Here is a 17499-nt window from a genome sequence, read left to right as displayed (position 1 = left end):
GCTACTCCGTTTTCGGGACTCTTATCTTGTGAGGCATCTCAAACGGAATGATCATAGAAAGCTCCACAAAGCCCATATAACTCCCCTCTTCGTACCAAGGGATTTGGTAGATGAGCTTCTTCACCCCGTTTTTCTCTATTGTGTAGGCATTCTTAGTCTGCTTTTCCATCATCTCTTTTAGCATGGAACGCGCCGGTTCAGGGTGGCAATCCAGTACATTGCTCCCTATCAGATTCTGTCCCGGTTTCTGATTCACCTTTTTGCTTTGCTCGTTCATCTCTATGATGATGCCGTCTTTATCGCAGACGGTTACGGCAATATCTGCCTCATTGAGATAGTTTATCATAAATAGTCTATGTTTAAGTTTAGAGCCTACCAACGGCTCTTTTTATTTCCCTTATGGCTGACATCAAGGGTTAGACACCGGTTTTGTTTTATAATCCGGTATTTCGTAGAAGTAGATATTCTCTCCTTTTTCTCCGCCATAAGCCTTGTTAAATGCCTCTACACGAAAGATAGAATATTTCCCGGCTTGTTTCTTAGGCAAGTCGATATAGATTAAGTAAGCCATTTGCCTTGGACCTCCTATAAATTCTCTTACTGCCTGTACGGACTGTATAGCCACCGGAACATCATCTGCATACACCTTAAACTCAATTTGATCAGGCTCGACAGAAAGATCGACCTCCTCTGTTTTTTCCGATTTCACCTTACCGCTCCAAACATCCTGCCCGTAAGAAAGCAGTCTGCCCAAGCTCATCGGACGAGTATAAATAATCATACTCGGATAACCTCCATTTACACTGAAAACGGTAGTGCCATACAGTTCGAGACGATGATACCGAGGATTGATTGTCAGATCCTTATCTGCCACAACATTCCAAGCCCAAAACTCCAGCCGCATATCTTTCTCTGCCACTTTCAGTTCCTTCGGATATTCATTGGGGCGGATGGCATAGATTGCCATGTACTTTCCTTTCTCAACATTCGGGATAGAGTAAAAGCCCTCATTATTGGTATACGCAGAATAGGCAACAGAGAAGTTCGGATAAAATAGAGCAACAAAGCAGCTGTCAATCGGATTGCCATTAAAGTCTGTTGCTCTCCCTGAAATTGTAATTGTATCACTGTTTTGCGCATAGGAGATTCCCATCACACAAATAGAGAGAAAAAGGGTAAGTAAGTTGCGTCTCATTTCAATGTTATTTACTGCTTTCCAAACGTATTAACACCCTGCGAATATACATATTTTATTCATGCCGAATATACTATTTTTCACATCTGTAAAGGCAGAAAACGAATCTGTTTCCAAATCTCATTTTTCCTCTACTTCTCAACCCATTAGCGGATAGAAATTGTCTCTATACACTATAAAAAGATGCTCTAAACGGCAATACAAACTGCCTTAAAGCTATTCAGTATCCTAAATCAAGGCTCGACTTCCCCACTTCAAAGCTTGCTCTGCTCTTTTCAAGGCTTGATTTCTACAAATCACACTTCGATTTCAAAACTTTAATCCGTTGAGCATAAGATATAAACGTATTCAGGAAAACATCCGAAGCCGTTAAAGTCTATTTCTATGGCTCTTCTTTGATTTTGGGAAGTGTGGATATAAAACAAAACCACCGCTGTATGAAAAGTTCATACAGCGGTGGTTCTATCTATTCTCTCTTTGGAGAGATTAAGCTAATTCCGCTTGTATTTTAGCGATGCTCTCTTTGGCATCACCGAGAAGCATAAGCACTTTTTCTTTGTTGCTGTAAAGCGGATTCTCTACTCCGGCATAACCCGGTTTGAGGTCGTAGTTACAGAAGATGATACGCTTTGCTTGGTCGGCAAGAAGAATAGGCATACCATAGATCGGAGTGCCTTCTGCTTCACGAGCGGCAGGGTTCACCACGTCGTTTGCTCCCACTACGATAACAAGGTCGGTAGAGGCAAAATCCGGATTGATACGCTCCATTTCGTAGAGTTCATCATAATCCACGTTTGCCTCAGCCAATAGAACATTCATGTGTCCCGGCATACGACCGGCAACCGGATGGATTGCAAAACGGACATCAGCACCTTTCTTGCGAAGAGATTGTGCCAACATTGCCACCTGCTGCTGTGCTTGTGCAAGAGCCATACCGTAACCCGGTACGATGATGACACGTTGTAGATCGTTGAGAAGAGCAGACAGAGAAAGCTCTGTTCCGGAATTGCTGTTCATCGGAGCGTCTGCTACTGCCTCATTAAGAGCCTTATCTATCTTGGCGATGCTCTCTTTGGCATCACCGAGAAGCATTGTTACCTTTTCTTTATTGCTGTACAACGGATTCTCTACTCCGGCATAGCCCGGCTTGAGGTCGTAGTTACAGAAGATGATATGCTTGGCTTGGTCGGCAAGAAGAACAGGCATACCGTAGATAGGAGTGCCTTCCGCCTCACGAGCAGCAGGGTTCACCACATCGTTTGCGCCGATTACGATGACAAGATCAGTAGCGGCAAACTCCGGATTGATACGCTCCATTTCGTAGAGTTCTNGTTTGCGCCGATTACGATGACAAGATCAGTAGCGGCAAACTCCGGATTGATACGCTCCATTTCGTAGAGTTCTTCGTAATCCACGTTTGCCTCTGCCAATAGGACGTTCATGTGTCCCGGCATACGACCGGCAACCGGATGGATTGCAAACTTAACATCTGCACCTCTACCTTTCAAAGCATTTGCCAATGCCGCAACCTGCTGCTGTGCTTGTGCAAGAGCCATACCATAACCCGGTACGATGATAACACGCTTGGCTGTCTGTAATACAGAAGCAAAAGATGGAGCCGCAGCCTTTGGAGCTTCCGCCGGAGCAGACTCAAGAGACTCATTAAGAGCCTTGTCAATCTTGGCGATGCTCTCTTTGGCATCGCCGAGAAGCATTGTTACCTTTTCTTTATTGCTGTACAACGGATTCTCTACTCCGGCATAACCCGGCTTGAGGTCGTAGTTACAGAAGATGATATGCTTGGCTTGGTCGGCAAGAAGAACCGGCATGCCATAGATAGGAGTGCCTTCCGCTTCACGAGCGGCAGGGTTCACCACATCGTTTGCGCCGATTACGATGACAAGATCAGTAGCGGCAAACTCCGGATTGATACGCTCCATTTCGTAGAGTTCTNGTTTGCGCCGATTACGATGACAAGATCAGTAGCGGCAAACTCCGGATTGATACGCTCCATTTCGTAGAGTTCTTCGTAATCCACGTTTGCTTCTGCCAATAGGACGTTCATGTGTCCCGGCATACGACCGGCAACCGGATGGATTGCAAACTTAACATCTGCACCTCTACCTCTCAAAGCATTTGCCAATGCCGCAACCTGTTGCTGTGCTTGTGCAAGAGCCATACCGTAACCCGGTACGATGATAACACGCTTGGCACTCTGAACGATTGTACCCAAAGAAGGAGCAGCAGCTTGTGGCTTTTCTGCTTTTACAGGTTCCGCCTGCTTCTTTTGAGCAACCGGAGCAGGAGTATCTTTCGGGAAGAGGATATTCATAAGGCTTCTATTCATCGCTCTACACATGATCTGTGTGAGGAAGAGACCCGATGCTCCAACGATACCTCCGACTATAACAAGGAGAGGATCGCCCAATGCCATACCGGCTATACCGCCTGCCACTCCGGAAAGAGAGTTGAGCAGTGAGATGGTGATAGGCATATCCGCACCACCTACACGGATGGCGAAGAGGTGCCCAAAGAGTCCGGCACTGAGAATAGCGATGATGATCCAGACTATTGCAGATGAACCGATCAAGACATCAGCACCCACAATGGCACTCCAAACAAGGCAAACAGCCATGATGGTAGCTGCTCCCATAAGAGCGGAACGGTGTCTCGGTATCACAATGGGTCTTCCCGGAAATACGCCATGAAGCTTTGCCGCAGCAACCAAACTGCCTGTAAACGTAAGCGCACCGATAAGAATGGCAAGCATGGATGTGATATTTCCAAAGGTCAGATGCTCCAATGCCGAAAGATCATAAGCAATGGTTGCTCCGCTCATCACCACAGCTCCTACGAGCATAGAGGCCAAACCTCCGATACCATTGAGCAAACCCACAAGCTGTGGCATCTGTATCATCTTGACTGTTCTGGATAACCAGATCCCGACAACAGAGCCGATAAGAATACAGATAATAATGGGAACGAGTGCTGCAAAATTGAAACGTACAACGGTAAGCAGTACCGCCAAAAACATGGCTACCGCACTCACTCTGTTTCCAAGCCGTGCCTTGGTTACTTTTGTCATCATGACAAGACCAAGGATAACGAGAAGAGAGATAGCGATAGAAAGGATTACTACAACTGATGGAGAGAGATTCATTCGTCCTTCCCTCCTTTCTTTTTATTGAAGAAACCCAGCATTCTTTCGGTAACACCAAAACCACCCACAATGTTGATAGTGGCAAGAATAAGTGCCGAATATGCAATAATATAGAGCAATGTTACTCCAAAACCGGCAGGCAGTACCCTTAATGCCACAATAACAGATATGGATCCCAAGATGGTTATACCCGATAAAGCATTCATGCCGGACATAAGTGGCGTATGCAGCAAACTCGGAATCTTACTAATGATAAGGTACCCCACTATGGACGAAACTACGAAGAGGAGTACAAGAACAAGCGGACTCATAATAAATGTGATCTGATTATCCTGATTTTATAAAAAGAAAAAGACCACTCGCAAACCCGTCCTTTGAGGATGAACTTTCCGAGTGGTCTCTAAAAAATTTATGATTACGCAATACCCATTGCTTCTTTAGTTCCGACGTGAAGTATCTCTCCGTTATTGGTTACCAATGCACTGGATACCACCTGATCCGTCATATCGAGGTTAAGCTTGCCTCCCGGAACAAAATATTTTACCATCTGATACATGTTCTCAGAGAACATATAAGTGGAGGCTTGAGGGATCATACCCGGAATGTTCTTGATACCATTGAGTATCACTCCGTGTTTAATCTCTTTCTTACCCGGAGGTGTGATCTCACAGTTACCACCTTGGTCTATCGAGATGTCCACTATACAAGAGCCACGCTTCATGCCTTTGACCATATCTTCGGTAATAAGCACAGGAGCAATCTTACCCGGTACAAGAGCACTCAAGAATACTATATCCATGTCCTTGATGGCTTCACGGATCACTTCTCTCTCCTTAAGCAACCATTCGTTAGGCAAATGTTTTGCATACCCACCTTCTCCAACGCCGAGTTCATCCGGAACAGAAGTTTCGATAACCTTGGCTCCAAGACTTGTTGCCTGTTCGCGAGCAGCAGGACGGATATCCATAGCGTAAGTGGTAGCTCCAAGACGGCGAGCAGTTGCAAGAGCTTGAAGACCGGCTACACCTACTCCGATGATCAATGCTTTAGCAGGAGGCATAGAACCAACCGCAGAGAAGATAGGAGGTATAAACTTCACCATATCGTCCGCAGCCATGATAATACCCTTGTAACCCGCACATGTACTCATGGATGTAAGTGCATCGAGCTGTTGTGCTCTGGATATACGAGGAATACCATCAAGAGTAATAGAAATAACACCGCGCTTTGCAAGATTTCTTACCATATCGTGGTTCACCGGAGATGCAGGGTGGATAAAAGTGATAAGCACTTGTCCTTCCTTCATCATGTCCACTTCATGAATGTTGAGAACACTATTGAAAAGAGGCTCTTTCACCTTCAAGATAAGATCTGCATCATTGTAGATGGACTTCACATCCGTACGGATTTCAGCACCTGCAGCCTTGTAGTCTTCATCGTGATAGAGAGCACCCTCTCCGGCTTCCGCTTCAAAAAGGACACGGAAACCATCTTGCACAAATTTGCGCACGGTATCGGGAGTGGCAGAGACGCGATGCTCGCCACTCATTATTTCTTTTGGAATACCTATTATCATTGTTGTTTGTAGTATTTGTGGTTTTATTCTATGATAGTTACCCAGCCATGCTTATCCTCTACATCGCCATATTGGATACCGCGTAGGGTTTCGTACATCTTTGTGGATATAGGACCGGCCTTGCCATCTTTAGAGAAGACGTAGCTCTTATTCTCGTCAAGGTCGTCCACTCTCAATATTGGAGAGATCACTGCAGCAGTACCGCAAGCTCCGGCTTCTTCGAATGTTTCGAGCTCTTCTACCGGAATGTGGCGACGCTCAACCTTCATACCCAAATCTTCTGCGATTTGACAAAGACTCTTATTCGTAATAGAAGGAAGGATAGAAGGAGAATCTGGAGTGATGTATGTATTATTCTTGATTCCAAAGAAGTTAGCCGGACCGCATTCGTCAAGATACTTCTTCTCTTTAGCGTCAAGGAATAGCACCGCAGAGTAGCCTTTTTCGTGGGCAATATGGCCCGGTTTAAGGCTGGCAGCATAGTTTCCACCCACTTTGATAGTACCTGTACCAAGAGGAGCTGCACGGTCGTAGCCACGCATGATAGCCATTGGAGTAGGCTTGAATCCATCTTTGAAGTACGGGCCAACAGGTGTAACGAACACCAAGAACATATATTCCGAAGCAGGCTTCACGCCTACCAAAGGACCTACACCGATAAGCAACGGACGGATATAAAGCGATGCCCCACTTTCGTAAGGCGGAACAAAGTGTTCGTTTGCTTTGACTACCATCTTAACGGCTTCGAGAAACTTTTCTACCGGGAACTCCGCCATCATGATACCATGAGCAGAATCTGCCAAACGGCGAGCATTCTCTTCCGGACGGAAAAGACGAATCTTACCATCTTTGCCTCGGAAAGCTTTTAGACCTTCAAATGCTTCCTGACCATAGTGCAAGCACGAAGATGCCATGTGGATGTTGATGTTAGTATCCTGAGAAAGTTGTAGCTCTCCCCATTTACCATCTTTGTACTCGCATCTTACGTTGTAGTCCGTAGGATAATAACCAAATGTAAGTTGGCTCCAATCTGGGTTTTTCATTGAAACTTAATAATATTAATATAAGACATAAGCTATTCAAAGAAGACAAAGACACGGAAACGTCTCTGCCCTATCTCCTCGCAAAGCTACGTATTATTTCCTGAAATAAAAAGAAGAAATAGGGATTTAATTCTTCACTCTCCTCTTCACAAGAAATTCGCAAGATAAAAGCTCTTTTTTCCATTCCTTTTTAACCCCCTTTTCCCTCTCCATTTTTATATATTCCATACCACCTAAAACACCCTATTTTTATCACTCTCTATTTTAATCAGAGATAGTGTTTTCAGAGCGCGACCGAATTGTTAAATCAGTCCCGATTTATTAACACAATTTCCGATACCCGTTAAGCAAAAACGGTAAACAAGCATATTGTTTCGGCTTAACGTATTTAATTTTTCAATGAACACGTTTACCGATTTCATTTAATACGTTTACCGGATTCAATTAACGTGTTTAGAATTTTCACCTATAGTTCTGGCTATTAACATTTTACCGTTTTTCTCCTCTTTTTTGCCGTTTTCGAGCATAAAATAGGATTAGGATTTATTTACACAACACCCTGTTAAAATTCACCCATATTAACGCGAAAAAGCCCCATCAAACGGACTGAAGAAAAAATTTCTCCAAATTTAAGATTTTACATAACAACATCAAAATCAGAATCTTAAGAAGCACTCCAAATTTTACAAAGAGAAAATCAAGACAGAGAGGGAGGGAAAATCGGACAAAATCAAGAGTTCGTTTTTATATAAAAATTCCGCCAAAAGCCCCTTTTGAATCGGGACAAAAAGCCTCTTGAAAAGGGCAAAACAGAAGTATCATTCCTATCCTCCAAAAACCAGATACAGATAATAAAAAATAGCTATCTTTGTGCATTAAGACTCTAAGCTCCTTTTCTTGCGCCGTGCAAGCTGCACAGAGAAGAAAAAGACAAGACTCTAAACCTGATGTTCAGTAGCAAAAAACAACATATCAACTGGAAGGAAGATGGTGGTACAAAGATATGTATGACCATAGGAGAGTTGGCGCAGATGTACGGCATCACCGAAAGCATTTTGCGCTACTGGGAGAAGTGCAAGCTGATATCCCCCCGAAAGTCTAAAAAAGGTACCCGATACTACCATAAAAAAGATGTGGAACAGGTGGACAGAGTCTATTACCTTGTGCAAGAACAAGGCTTTACCGTGGAGGCTGCAAAGAGAAAACTCTCTGAGAAACAGCCTTCGGACGGTAAAAGTGTCGTGGATAAGCTCATGGAGATAAAGGCAGGGATAGACGCCTTGATAGAGCAGTGCGACTACATCATCGAGCGAAGAGAAAAATCAGAACATTCCTAACTGATTTGACGCGTACATCGTAACGAAATGAAGACAAAATTTACAGGACACAGCTACCTGATATTTTTTTACCATCTGCTACTCTCGTGGCTGATGTTCAACATAGGACGTCTGGTATTTTATATCCACAACCTCTCATCTTACGAGCATCTCTCGGCAGGTGAAATCTGGACTGCATGGCTCGGCGGACAGCGATTCGACATTGCGGCAATGGGCTACATCAACAGCCTCTATATGTTTGCATTCATCGTTTTAGGCTACTTTCCCGGCAGAGTAAGAGAGAGCAAAATCTCCTATCATCTGGTCAAGTGGCTCTTCCTGATACCGAATATTGCTGCAGTCATCCTCAATGTGGGAGATGCCGGATACTTTCCTTTTGTTCGCAAAAGAATGACGTCCACCGTCTTTCAAGAGTTCGGCGGAGACAATCCGTTCTTTCTCGTCTTGCGCCTTGCGTGGCAAAATCCGCTTCTTACCTCGGTTGCCATAGTCATGATTGCTCTCTTGATATGGGCTTACGGCAGGATAAAATATCGCAGCACCACAAACACCTCTGCACTTTGGAGGTTCATCATCACCACGGGGAAGGCTCTTGCCGTAGCGTTCGTTACGGTTGTCGGAATACGCGGAGGGCTTGTTCACAGCATACGTCCGCTCTCCCCTTTCAATGCACACTCGTATGTGAAAGAGGTTAAAGACCGTGATCTTGTCCTCAACACTCCTTTCTGCATGATACGAACAGCAGACAAGAAGGTGCTTAAACTGATAGACTACATTCCGCGAGAAGAGGCAGAGGCTCTCTTTTCCGCAACATATAAAGCCGCTCCACTCGGAGAGCAGGACTCTCTTTTTGGTTCATACAAAGATTATAACGTGATGATCCTGATCCTGGAGAGCTTTGCAAAAGAACACATAGGGGCATTACAGCCGGACGGCAAAGGGTTTTCTCCGTTCCTGGATGGTGTCATACGAGACAGCGCAACACTCTCGTTCCCCTACGCTTTCGCCAATGGCGTGAAGTCCATAGATGCTATGCCGTCGATAGTGGCAAGCATCCCGGCATTGGGATTGAACTTTGTTACCAGCAACTATTCCGGCAATGAGATAGACGGTATGGGCAGTTGCCTTATGCGACATGGCTATAAAGAGGCTGTCTTTATGCACGGTGCACCAAACGGCTCTATGGGATTCGATGCCTTCTCTACACACATGGGATACACCGGCTATCACGGCATGAAAGAGTACAACAACGATGCCGACTACGACAATGCTTGGGGAATATGGGATAAGAAATTCTTACCGACACTTCCTGCGGTCGTTACCGGACAATCCTCTCCATGGCTTACGACGATATTTACACTGTCGAGTCATCATCCGTTTAAGCTGCCTAAAGAGGAGAAAGGAAAATATCCGGAGGGAAAGGTGGATCTGCAACGGATGATCGGCTATTCGGATGATGCCCTCCGGTTGTTCTTTGAAAAAGCATCTTCCGAACCATGGTTCAATAAAACGATATTCATCATCACGGCAGACCATACCTCGCAAAGTGCAAATCCTGCATACGCCAATGTTGCAGGACGATTTGCCATACCGCTTCTCTGGTACATACCCGGTAAACCTTTGCCACAAGATATATACACCAGCAAAGTAGTGCAACAGGCAGACATCTATCCGTCTCTACTCTACTTGTTGGGCATAGAAGATGAGATCGTTTCATACGGACACAATCTGTTCGATCCGCATTCCACTTCATACGCCGTGGTATTCGGCGGAGAGTATAATCTGATCTCAAAAGACGGGGTGTTTGCTCTTAACGAACAGAACGGAGAATGTAAAAGATTGGATCTTGACTCGGAACTTCTTCCGAAAAGAGATACGATACAATCTCATGTTATAACAGATAAAATGCTTCCAGCCGTTGTCATGGACTATAACAGACGGCTTGTGGAAAACAGATTGAGTGCAAAAAAGATAAAAGATAATACTACAAAATAAAGAATTAGATATGCTCACATCAGCAGAGATACGGCAAGCGTTTCTCGACTTTTTCGCCTCGAAGGAGCACCATATAGTGCCCTCGGCTCCAATGGTTATTAAAGATGACCCGACGTTGATGTTTACCAACGCAGGGATGAATCAGTTTAAGGATATAATATTGGGCAATGCTCCCATCAAGTACCCTCGTATAGCAGACTCACAAAAGTGTCTCCGCGTAAGCGGTAAGCACAATGACCTTGAAGAAGTAGGGCATGACACCTATCACCATACCATGTTTGAGATGCTTGGTAACTGGTCTTTCGGCAACTATTTCAAGCAAGAAGCCATCTCATGGGCTTGGGAGTTTCTTGTGGATGTACTCGGTCTGGACAAAGACAGAATATATGTAACGGTCTTTGAAGGCTCGCCAGAAGAAAATCTTGAACGAGACAACGAAGCGGCTTCTTTCTGGAAAGCCTATCTTTCCGAAGAGAGAATCATAGACGGCAATAAGAAGGACAACTTCTGGGAAATGGGAGATACAGGTCCTTGTGGCCCCTGTTCCGAAATTCATATAGACCTTCGCCCGGACAACGAACGCCGTGAGGTAGAGGGCAGAAGCCTTGTGAACCATGATCATCCACAGGTCATAGAGATATGGAACCTGGTATTCATGCAGTATAACAGGAAAGCGGACGGAACATTGGAGCCACTACCGAATAAGGTAATAGATACCGGTATGGGCTTTGAGCGTCTCTGCATGGCTCTTCAAGGTAAGACATCCAACTACGATACCGACATCTTCCAGCCGATTATCCAAAAAATTGCATCGGACTGCCGCATACCGTATGGCAGCAATCCTAAGACAGATGTGGCGATGCGCGTTATTGCAGACCATATCCGTACTATCGCATTCTCCATCACGGACGGACAGCTGCCGTCCAATGCGAAAGCAGGCTATGTGATACGCCGTATCCTTCGTCGGGCTGTTCGCTATGGTTATACTTTCCTTGAACGCAAAGAGGCTTATATGTACTCCCTCATCCCTACACTCATAGAGGTTATGGGAGAAGCTTATCCGGAACTGCCGGCACAGCAAAATCTGGTACAGAAAGTGATGAAAGAGGAAGAAGAGTCTTTCCTACGTACTCTTGAGACCGGTATTCACATTCTTGAAGGATATGTAGAGGCTCTTAAAGCAGAAGGGAACAAGGTTCTTCAAGGCAGTAAGGTGTTTGAGTTATACGACCGCTACGGTTTCCCTACGGATTTAACGGAGCTAATCCTTCGCGAACATGGTTTGGAGTCCGACTTGAAAGGCTTTGAGGTGGAAATGAACAAGCAGAAAGAGAGAGCTCGTAACGCTGCCGCCATCGAAGCAAAAGATTGGGTCGAACTGTCCGAAGGGTCTCCCGAATTTACCGGATACGATTTCACTGAGACCACAGATGCTCATATTCTCCGCTATCGTCAGGTTACGAAGAAGAAGCAAACCTATTATCAGATCGTGATGGACAAGTCTCCATTCTATGCCGAAATGGGTGGACAGGTAGGAGATACCGGCGTAATGATCGGCGCGGAAGATGGTGAGAGCATCACCATACAAGATACGGTGAGAGAGAATAACCTGCCCATACATATCGTTGAAGCTCTTCCGAAGAACCCTTCACAGCCATTTACCTTGAAGGTCGATGTGGAAAAACGCATTGCAACAGAGTGTAACCACACCGCAACGCACCTGCTTCACGAAGCTCTCAGAGAGGTATTGGGTACACACGTAGAGCAGAAAGGATCTTATGTATCCTCTGAAGTTTTACGCTTCGACTTCGCTCACTTCTCCAAGATGACACAGGAAGAGATACGTCTTGTAGAGCGTAAGGTTACCGAAAAGATACGTGAAAACCTCACAAGAGAAGAGATGCGCAACATCCCTATTGCTGAAGCAAAGGCAATGGGAGCCATGGCTCTGTTCGGTGAAAAATATGGTGAAGAGGTTCGCGTGATTCGTTACGGCAACAGCATCGAGCTTTGTGGTGGTACGCACATATCGGCTACGGGACGCATCGGAACATTCAGAATTGTTTCAGAGTCCTCCATTGCAGCAGGTATCAGACGTATAGAAGCAGTTACCGCAAAGCATGCAGAAGATTATCTGTACGGTATGCAGACCACCATTCAGTCCGTACAAGAGCTGTTCCACAATGCTCCGAACGTTGTACAGGCAATACACAAGCTGCTCGAAGAAGATGAAGCTCTCAGAAGAGAGATACGTGAGGCGGCAGAGCTGTCCAAGAGACAAATCATCAAAGAACTGCTTTCACAAGATCATCCGGTCGTGAATGGCGTTAAGGTGATCCAGATCAAACAAAACCTCAAACCCGAAATCGCCAAAGACGTAGCCTTTACAGTAAAGGCGGAAGTCGGCACAGACAGTTTTGTATGCCTTGCAGGCTCTTACTCCGAAGAGGAGAAAAAGTGTACCATAACACTGATGTTGGGAGACGCTGTCGTTAGTCAGGGTGCCAACGCAGGCGCTTTGGTGAGAGCTGCAGGGAAGTTCATCCAAGGTGGTGGAGGTGGTCAGCCTCACTTCGCAACCGCAGGAGGTAAAAATCCTCAAGGACTCGATGAAGCATTGGACTTCATATTGGGCGAACTCCAATTGAGATAAACATAAACTCAATATGCAACCACGCTGTTCGGATACCATCATTCGACTTGACATCGAGGCAGACCTGCTCTCGAAAGTCTTGCTTGAAATGGAGCCGGATGGCGTGGTTGTCGTTTGTGATACCCATACCCGGGAGCTTTGTCTTCCGCATCTTCTCTCCCGTCTCGGCTCATATACTCCCGAAGTTATCACCATAGAGCCGGGAGAACAAAACAAGAGTCTTGAGACGGTAAGCCTCTTGTGGGACAGGTTTTACCACCTCAACCTCTCTCGCAAAACCGTTGTCATTCTTCTTGGAGGTGGCTCTCTTTTGGACATAGGAGGTTTTGCCGCATCCACTTTCAAGCGTGGGATGCCTTGCATCAATGTACCTACAACCATCTTGGCTGCCGTTGATGCCGCTGTCGGAGGCAAGAGAGGTTTCAACTTCAACGAGACCAAAAACATCATCGGTTCGTTCTATCCCTCTTCTTATGTGGTGTTGGATCCCGGCTTTTTCCGCACACTTCCTCCAACAGAAAAGCTTAGCGGATGGGCGGAGATACTGAAACACGCCCTTTTGGAGCCGGACAGAAAAGCACTCATAGAGCTGCTGAAAGAAGATCGACAGCCGGAAACTCTCTCTCTTCAAAAGTGGGGCAACCTGATTTCCCGATCCATTCGGACAAAACAGCGCATCGTCGAAGAGGATCCATACGAAAACGGCGTCAGACAGATGCTCAACCTTGGGCATACGTTCGGACACGCTGTGGAAGCCTATATGCTTCATAACAGAAAGAAAGAGCTGCCACACGGATTTGCAGTGGCTGCCGGCATCATCATGGAGCTTTATTTGAGCTTCAAGCTGCTCGGTTTTCCACAAGAGCTTCTCACTAAGGTCTGCTACTACATACGAGATACCTATCCGGTTGTTCCGTTCAACTGCAAAGCCTACAACACTCTCATTGCCTACATGGAGCAGGACAAAAAAAATCGTGGCAAGGTTATCTCCGCCGCACTGCTCAAGGACATCGGTCTGTATGCTTACGGCACACCTCTCTCTCCCACTCTGTGCAAAGAAGCCATGGATTTCTATCGAGACCTGTACAATACCTGACACCTCATCATGATACTCCATAAGACATTTCAGATAAAGCCACTTCCCTCTCTTTACTCTCACAGACACCTCATACAAGTATGGGGTTCCTGCTTTGCGGACGAGATGTACAAGTATCTTCTCGAAGGGGGCTACCGTGTATTTCCTTCACCATTCGGTACGATGTACAACCCTCTCAGCATCGCTTCCGGCATCGCTTCGGTTCTTGACGGTACGCAGGCAGATCCCTCTCTGTTTACCGAACGGGACGGGAACTATTACAGCTACATGCACCATAGTCGCATATCAGGCGAGAGCATGGAAGCCTTAGCTTCTGTTATCAACGAGCGTTCTGCTCAAAACGGTATCATTTGGAAGCACACTCGTCTTCTGGTTGCCACGTGGGGTACAGCCTATGTCTATTATAAAGATGACGTAGTGGTGAACAACTGTCATAAGCAACCCGAAAAACTCTTTAAGCGTCGTCTCATCTCCGTAGAGGAGATTGTTGCGGTTTGGGACGCCCTATTGCAAAAACTTTGGGAAAGATTTCCCAATCTTCGAGTAGTGCTTACCGTGAGCCCCATACGCCATTACAGAGACGGCATACACGCCAACACTCTCAGCAAGGCAACGCTTCAACTCGCCATAGAACAGCTACGACTCCGATACCCGGAACGTATCTCTTACTTCCCCTCCTACGAAATTGTTTTGGACGAACTCAGAGACTACCGCTTCTATGCCGAAGATATGGTTCACCCATCGCCTTTAGCCATCTCCTACATCATGGAAAAGGCAAAAGCGTTTATGTTGGACCCCGAAAGTTTCTCCTTTGCAGAAGAGTGGCGCAAAGCGTACAAGCTCGCCAAGCACACACCTTCGGAGAAAGGAAAAGAAGCGCATCAGAGAGAGGTCTATATGCTCTTTGAATCTCTCCGAACCGAACGAGACACCCTCTACCCTCCTCTCACCACACGACCATGAAGCTATCACGACTGGCATCCATACTCGGCATCCAACGGATCGACCACGATAGAGAAATAGAAGTACTCCTTACAGACAGCAGGCAGCTCACATTTCCCTCATCCACTCTATTCTTTGCTCTCATCACCCCAACGGGGGACGGACATCTTTATATAGATGAACTCTACCACGCCGGAGTGCGTGCATTTGTTGTGGAAAAGCTGCAAAAAGAAGAAGCCGAATACCCCGAAGCACAATTCCTGATCGTTCTGGATGTTCTCGATGCACTACAAAAAATCGGAGCGGAAAGACGCCAAGCCTTCAAAGGGAAAGTGGTGGCGATCACCGGGAGCAATGGCAAGACGACCATAAAAGAGTATCTCTACCAGCTTCTCACTACCGCCGGAGTGAATGCCGACCGCTCTCCTCGAAGCTTCAACTCGCAGATCGGTGTTCCTCTCTCCCTTTGGCAGGCAGACCCCGAAGCGGAAGTGTGTCTTGTGGAAGTGGGAATATCGAAACCGGGAGAAATGGAACGGCTCGCCAAGATTGTGGCTCCGGACATCATCCTCATCACCAATATCGGAGAAGCGCATCAGGAAAACTTCTCATCCTTACAGCAGAAAGCGGAGGAGAAATGCAAGCTCGCGACCCACTCCTCTCCGGCTCTGCTGCTCTACAATGGCAGAGACAGAGTGTTGTCGGAGGCTGTTTCCGGCATCAGCCAACCGCCTCTATGCCGTTCATATACAGAGCATCGGAGCAGACTCACCCCTCCCGTATCCGTTGCCGAGCTGCTTCTCCCCGAAAATCTATCGGCTATCATGGCTCTCTTGGATGAGCTTGTGCCCTCGCTCTCTCCCGATACCACCATCTGGAGTCAGCTTGAACCGGTGGAGATGCGCTTGGAAATCTTCAACGGGATATACGATACCACCATCATCGACGATGCTTACAACAACGATGCTTCTGCCTTGCTGCTTGCTTTGGAACAGCTCAAAAGAGTCTCCGAAAAATCTCAAACTCCATCCTGTCTCATTCTTTCGGACATGACAGGTATGTCTGCTCCGCATCTCCGTGAGGCTCTTCTGTCTCAAGTATCGGATATGATACGGAAGATGCCGCCCGACAAACTGATATTTGTAGGGAAACAGCTTGCCGCACTGACTGCAGAACTCTCCGGAATGACTTCGACTCCTCTCTGCTTCGAGAGTACCAATCATTTCCTCGAAACATTCGATCCTCAAACGCTGAAAGGCTATACCATACTGCTCAAAGGAGCACGAACTTTCAAGTTTGAAAAGATCTCCGCTCTGTTTCATCCCAAACGGCATCAAAGCATTCTGGACATCAACCTCACGGCACTGCTGGATAACCTGAAGTATTACCGCTCCCTTGTCCCTTCGGAGACCCGATTTGTCGCCATGGTAAAGGCGTTCGGATACGGTAGCGGAGACGTAGAGATAGCCCGGCTATTGGAGGCACACCACTGCCATTACCTTGCCGTGGCTCTTATAGATGAAGGTGTGAAGCTGCGAGAAGAGGGTATAAGGATGCCCATCATAGTGATGAATCCGGAGTCTTCCGCCCTTTCTCACATGTGCAAACACAGCTTGGAGCCGGAAGTGTACAGCCTTGCTTTGCTGGACAAACTCATAGAGAGTTGCAGACGGCTTGGCATCACACACTATCCCATACACATAAAGCTCGATACCGGAATGCATCGCTTGGGATTCGATACCCATGAGGAGTTTCTGCTGCTTCTGGACAAATTGAAGTCCACCAACCGTGTTCGGGTCAAAAGCATCTTTACACACCTTGCTGCGGCAGACGATATTACGGCAGATGAAAAGACTCTCGGACAGCTCCACACCTTCCAAACATGGGCAGAAGAGCTGGAAAAGACACTCGGCTATACCGTTCTGAAACATGCGCTCAACTCCGCCGGCATCTCCCGCTTTCCGCAGTACAGCATGGATATGGTGCGTCTCGGAATAGGATTGTACGGCTATCCACCCTACGAGGATAAGGGTACTCTCAAGACCTCGCTCCGTGCAGTGGCTTCCCTCAAAAGCATCATCTTGCAGATCAAGCAGATTCCGGCAGGAGACTCCGTAGGCTACGGCACTCACGCCACTGCCGACACTCCCCGAAGAATAGGCATAGTGCCGATAGGATATGCCGATGGAATAGACCGGCGGTTAGGCAACGGCAATATGTCCGTCCGCCTGCAAGACGGCTCGTTGGCACCGACAATAGGAAATATCTGCATGGATGCAATGATGATAGACCTCACTCAAGCCTCATCCGTAAGCGAAGGAGAGGAGGTCGTGATCTTCGATGAGCAGCTTCCTCTGCAGCGTCTCTCCTCCACACTTGGCACTATCCCGTATGAGATCATCACCTCCATCTCCTCCCGTATAGCGCGCCATTACTTCAGAGAATAAGGTTTACAAAATCTTCTGAACATATTTACATCTTTTTCCAAACCTGTTCGGAAGT

Annotated in this window: 14 protein-coding genes; 6 read left to right on the top strand and 8 right to left on the bottom strand. The window is 46.6% G+C overall.

What is annotated here, in order from left to right:
- Position 1 precedes the first annotated feature (1 nt).
- From HQ29_RS08420 to HQ29_RS08395, 8 genes are all read right to left on the bottom strand, one after another.
- The gene (locus tag HQ29_RS08420) at positions 2 to 346 is read right to left on the bottom strand and encodes a PAS domain-containing protein (RefSeq protein ID WP_036788663.1); all 345 of its coding nucleotides are present in this window, start codon (positions 344 to 346) and stop codon (positions 2 to 4) included.
- A 63-nt stretch (positions 347 to 409) separates the two neighbouring features.
- Positions 410 to 1195, bottom strand: coding sequence for a carboxypeptidase-like regulatory domain-containing protein (locus tag HQ29_RS08415; protein WP_036869176.1), 786 nt, complete (start codon positions 1193 to 1195; stop codon positions 410 to 412).
- Between the two features lie 486 nt (positions 1196 to 1681).
- Entirely contained in the window at positions 1682 to 2512 is an 831-nt protein-coding gene (locus HQ29_RS10645; RefSeq protein ID WP_316930810.1) for an NAD(P)(+) transhydrogenase (Re/Si-specific) subunit beta, read from the bottom strand.
- Complete coding sequence (locus tag HQ29_RS10640; RefSeq protein WP_316930809.1) at positions 2464 to 3135, bottom strand: NAD(P)(+) transhydrogenase (Re/Si-specific) subunit beta; 672 nt, start codon at positions 3133 to 3135, stop codon at positions 2464 to 2466. The genes HQ29_RS10645 and HQ29_RS10640 overlap by 49 nt, the downstream gene beginning before the upstream one ends.
- A complete protein-coding gene (locus tag HQ29_RS10635) occupies positions 3087 to 4280 on the bottom strand; it encodes an NAD(P)(+) transhydrogenase (Re/Si-specific) subunit beta (protein ID WP_449421042.1) in 1194 nt (397 codons plus the stop codon). Before HQ29_RS10635 ends, HQ29_RS10640 begins: the two co-directional genes overlap by 49 nt.
- Positions 4281 to 4351: 71 nt before the next feature.
- Positions 4352 to 4666 carry an NAD(P) transhydrogenase subunit alpha gene (locus HQ29_RS08405; protein ID WP_036788653.1) on the bottom strand — a complete coding sequence of 105 codons (315 nt, stop codon included), beginning with the start codon at positions 4664 to 4666 and terminating at the stop codon, positions 4352 to 4354.
- A gap of 104 nt (positions 4667 to 4770) precedes the next feature.
- Positions 4771 to 5931, bottom strand: coding sequence for an NAD(P) transhydrogenase subunit alpha (locus HQ29_RS08400; protein WP_036788650.1), 1161 nt, complete (start codon positions 5929 to 5931; stop codon positions 4771 to 4773).
- A 23-nt stretch (positions 5932 to 5954) separates the two neighbouring features.
- Positions 5955 to 6974 (bottom strand): branched-chain amino acid aminotransferase, encoded by a 1020-nt coding sequence (locus HQ29_RS08395; protein ID WP_036788647.1) that lies wholly within the window; start codon positions 6972 to 6974, stop codon positions 5955 to 5957.
- A 947-nt stretch (positions 6975 to 7921) separates the two neighbouring features.
- Between HQ29_RS08395 and HQ29_RS08390 the strand changes: the two genes are divergently transcribed.
- From HQ29_RS08390 to alr, 6 genes are read left to right on the top strand one after another with little or no spacing between them, the layout of a single operon-like run.
- Entirely contained in the window at positions 7922 to 8311 is a 390-nt protein-coding gene (locus HQ29_RS08390) for a MerR family transcriptional regulator (protein ID WP_052079251.1), read from the top strand.
- Between the two features lie 27 nt (positions 8312 to 8338).
- The gene (locus HQ29_RS08385) at positions 8339 to 10306 is read left to right on the top strand and encodes an LTA synthase family protein (RefSeq protein ID WP_036869173.1); all 1968 of its coding nucleotides are present in this window, start codon (positions 8339 to 8341) and stop codon (positions 10304 to 10306) included.
- A 10-nt stretch (positions 10307 to 10316) separates the two neighbouring features.
- Positions 10317 to 12959 (top strand): alanine--tRNA ligase, encoded by a 2643-nt coding sequence (alaS, locus tag HQ29_RS08380; protein ID WP_036869171.1) that lies wholly within the window; start codon positions 10317 to 10319, stop codon positions 12957 to 12959.
- A 13-nt stretch (positions 12960 to 12972) separates the two neighbouring features.
- The gene (locus tag HQ29_RS08375) at positions 12973 to 14055 is read left to right on the top strand and encodes a 3-dehydroquinate synthase (RefSeq protein ID WP_036869169.1); all 1083 of its coding nucleotides are present in this window, start codon (positions 12973 to 12975) and stop codon (positions 14053 to 14055) included.
- A 9-nt stretch (positions 14056 to 14064) separates the two neighbouring features.
- Positions 14065 to 15018: a GSCFA domain-containing protein gene (locus HQ29_RS08370; RefSeq protein ID WP_036869166.1), complete on the top strand. Its 954-nt coding sequence runs from the start codon at positions 14065 to 14067 to the stop codon at positions 15016 to 15018.
- Positions 15015 to 17444, top strand: a complete 2430-nt coding sequence (alr, locus tag HQ29_RS08365; RefSeq protein WP_036869163.1) for an alanine racemase — start codon at positions 15015 to 15017, stop codon at positions 17442 to 17444. Before HQ29_RS08370 ends, alr begins: the two co-directional genes overlap by 4 nt.
- The last annotated feature ends 55 nt before the right edge of the window (positions 17445 to 17499 follow it).

Origin of the sequence: Porphyromonas canoris (assembly GCF_000765975.1) — a bacterium.
GTDB classification, from domain to species: domain Bacteria; phylum Bacteroidota; class Bacteroidia; order Bacteroidales; family Porphyromonadaceae; genus Porphyromonas_A; species Porphyromonas_A canoris.
This window is presented reverse-complemented; position numbering and strand designations above follow the sequence as displayed.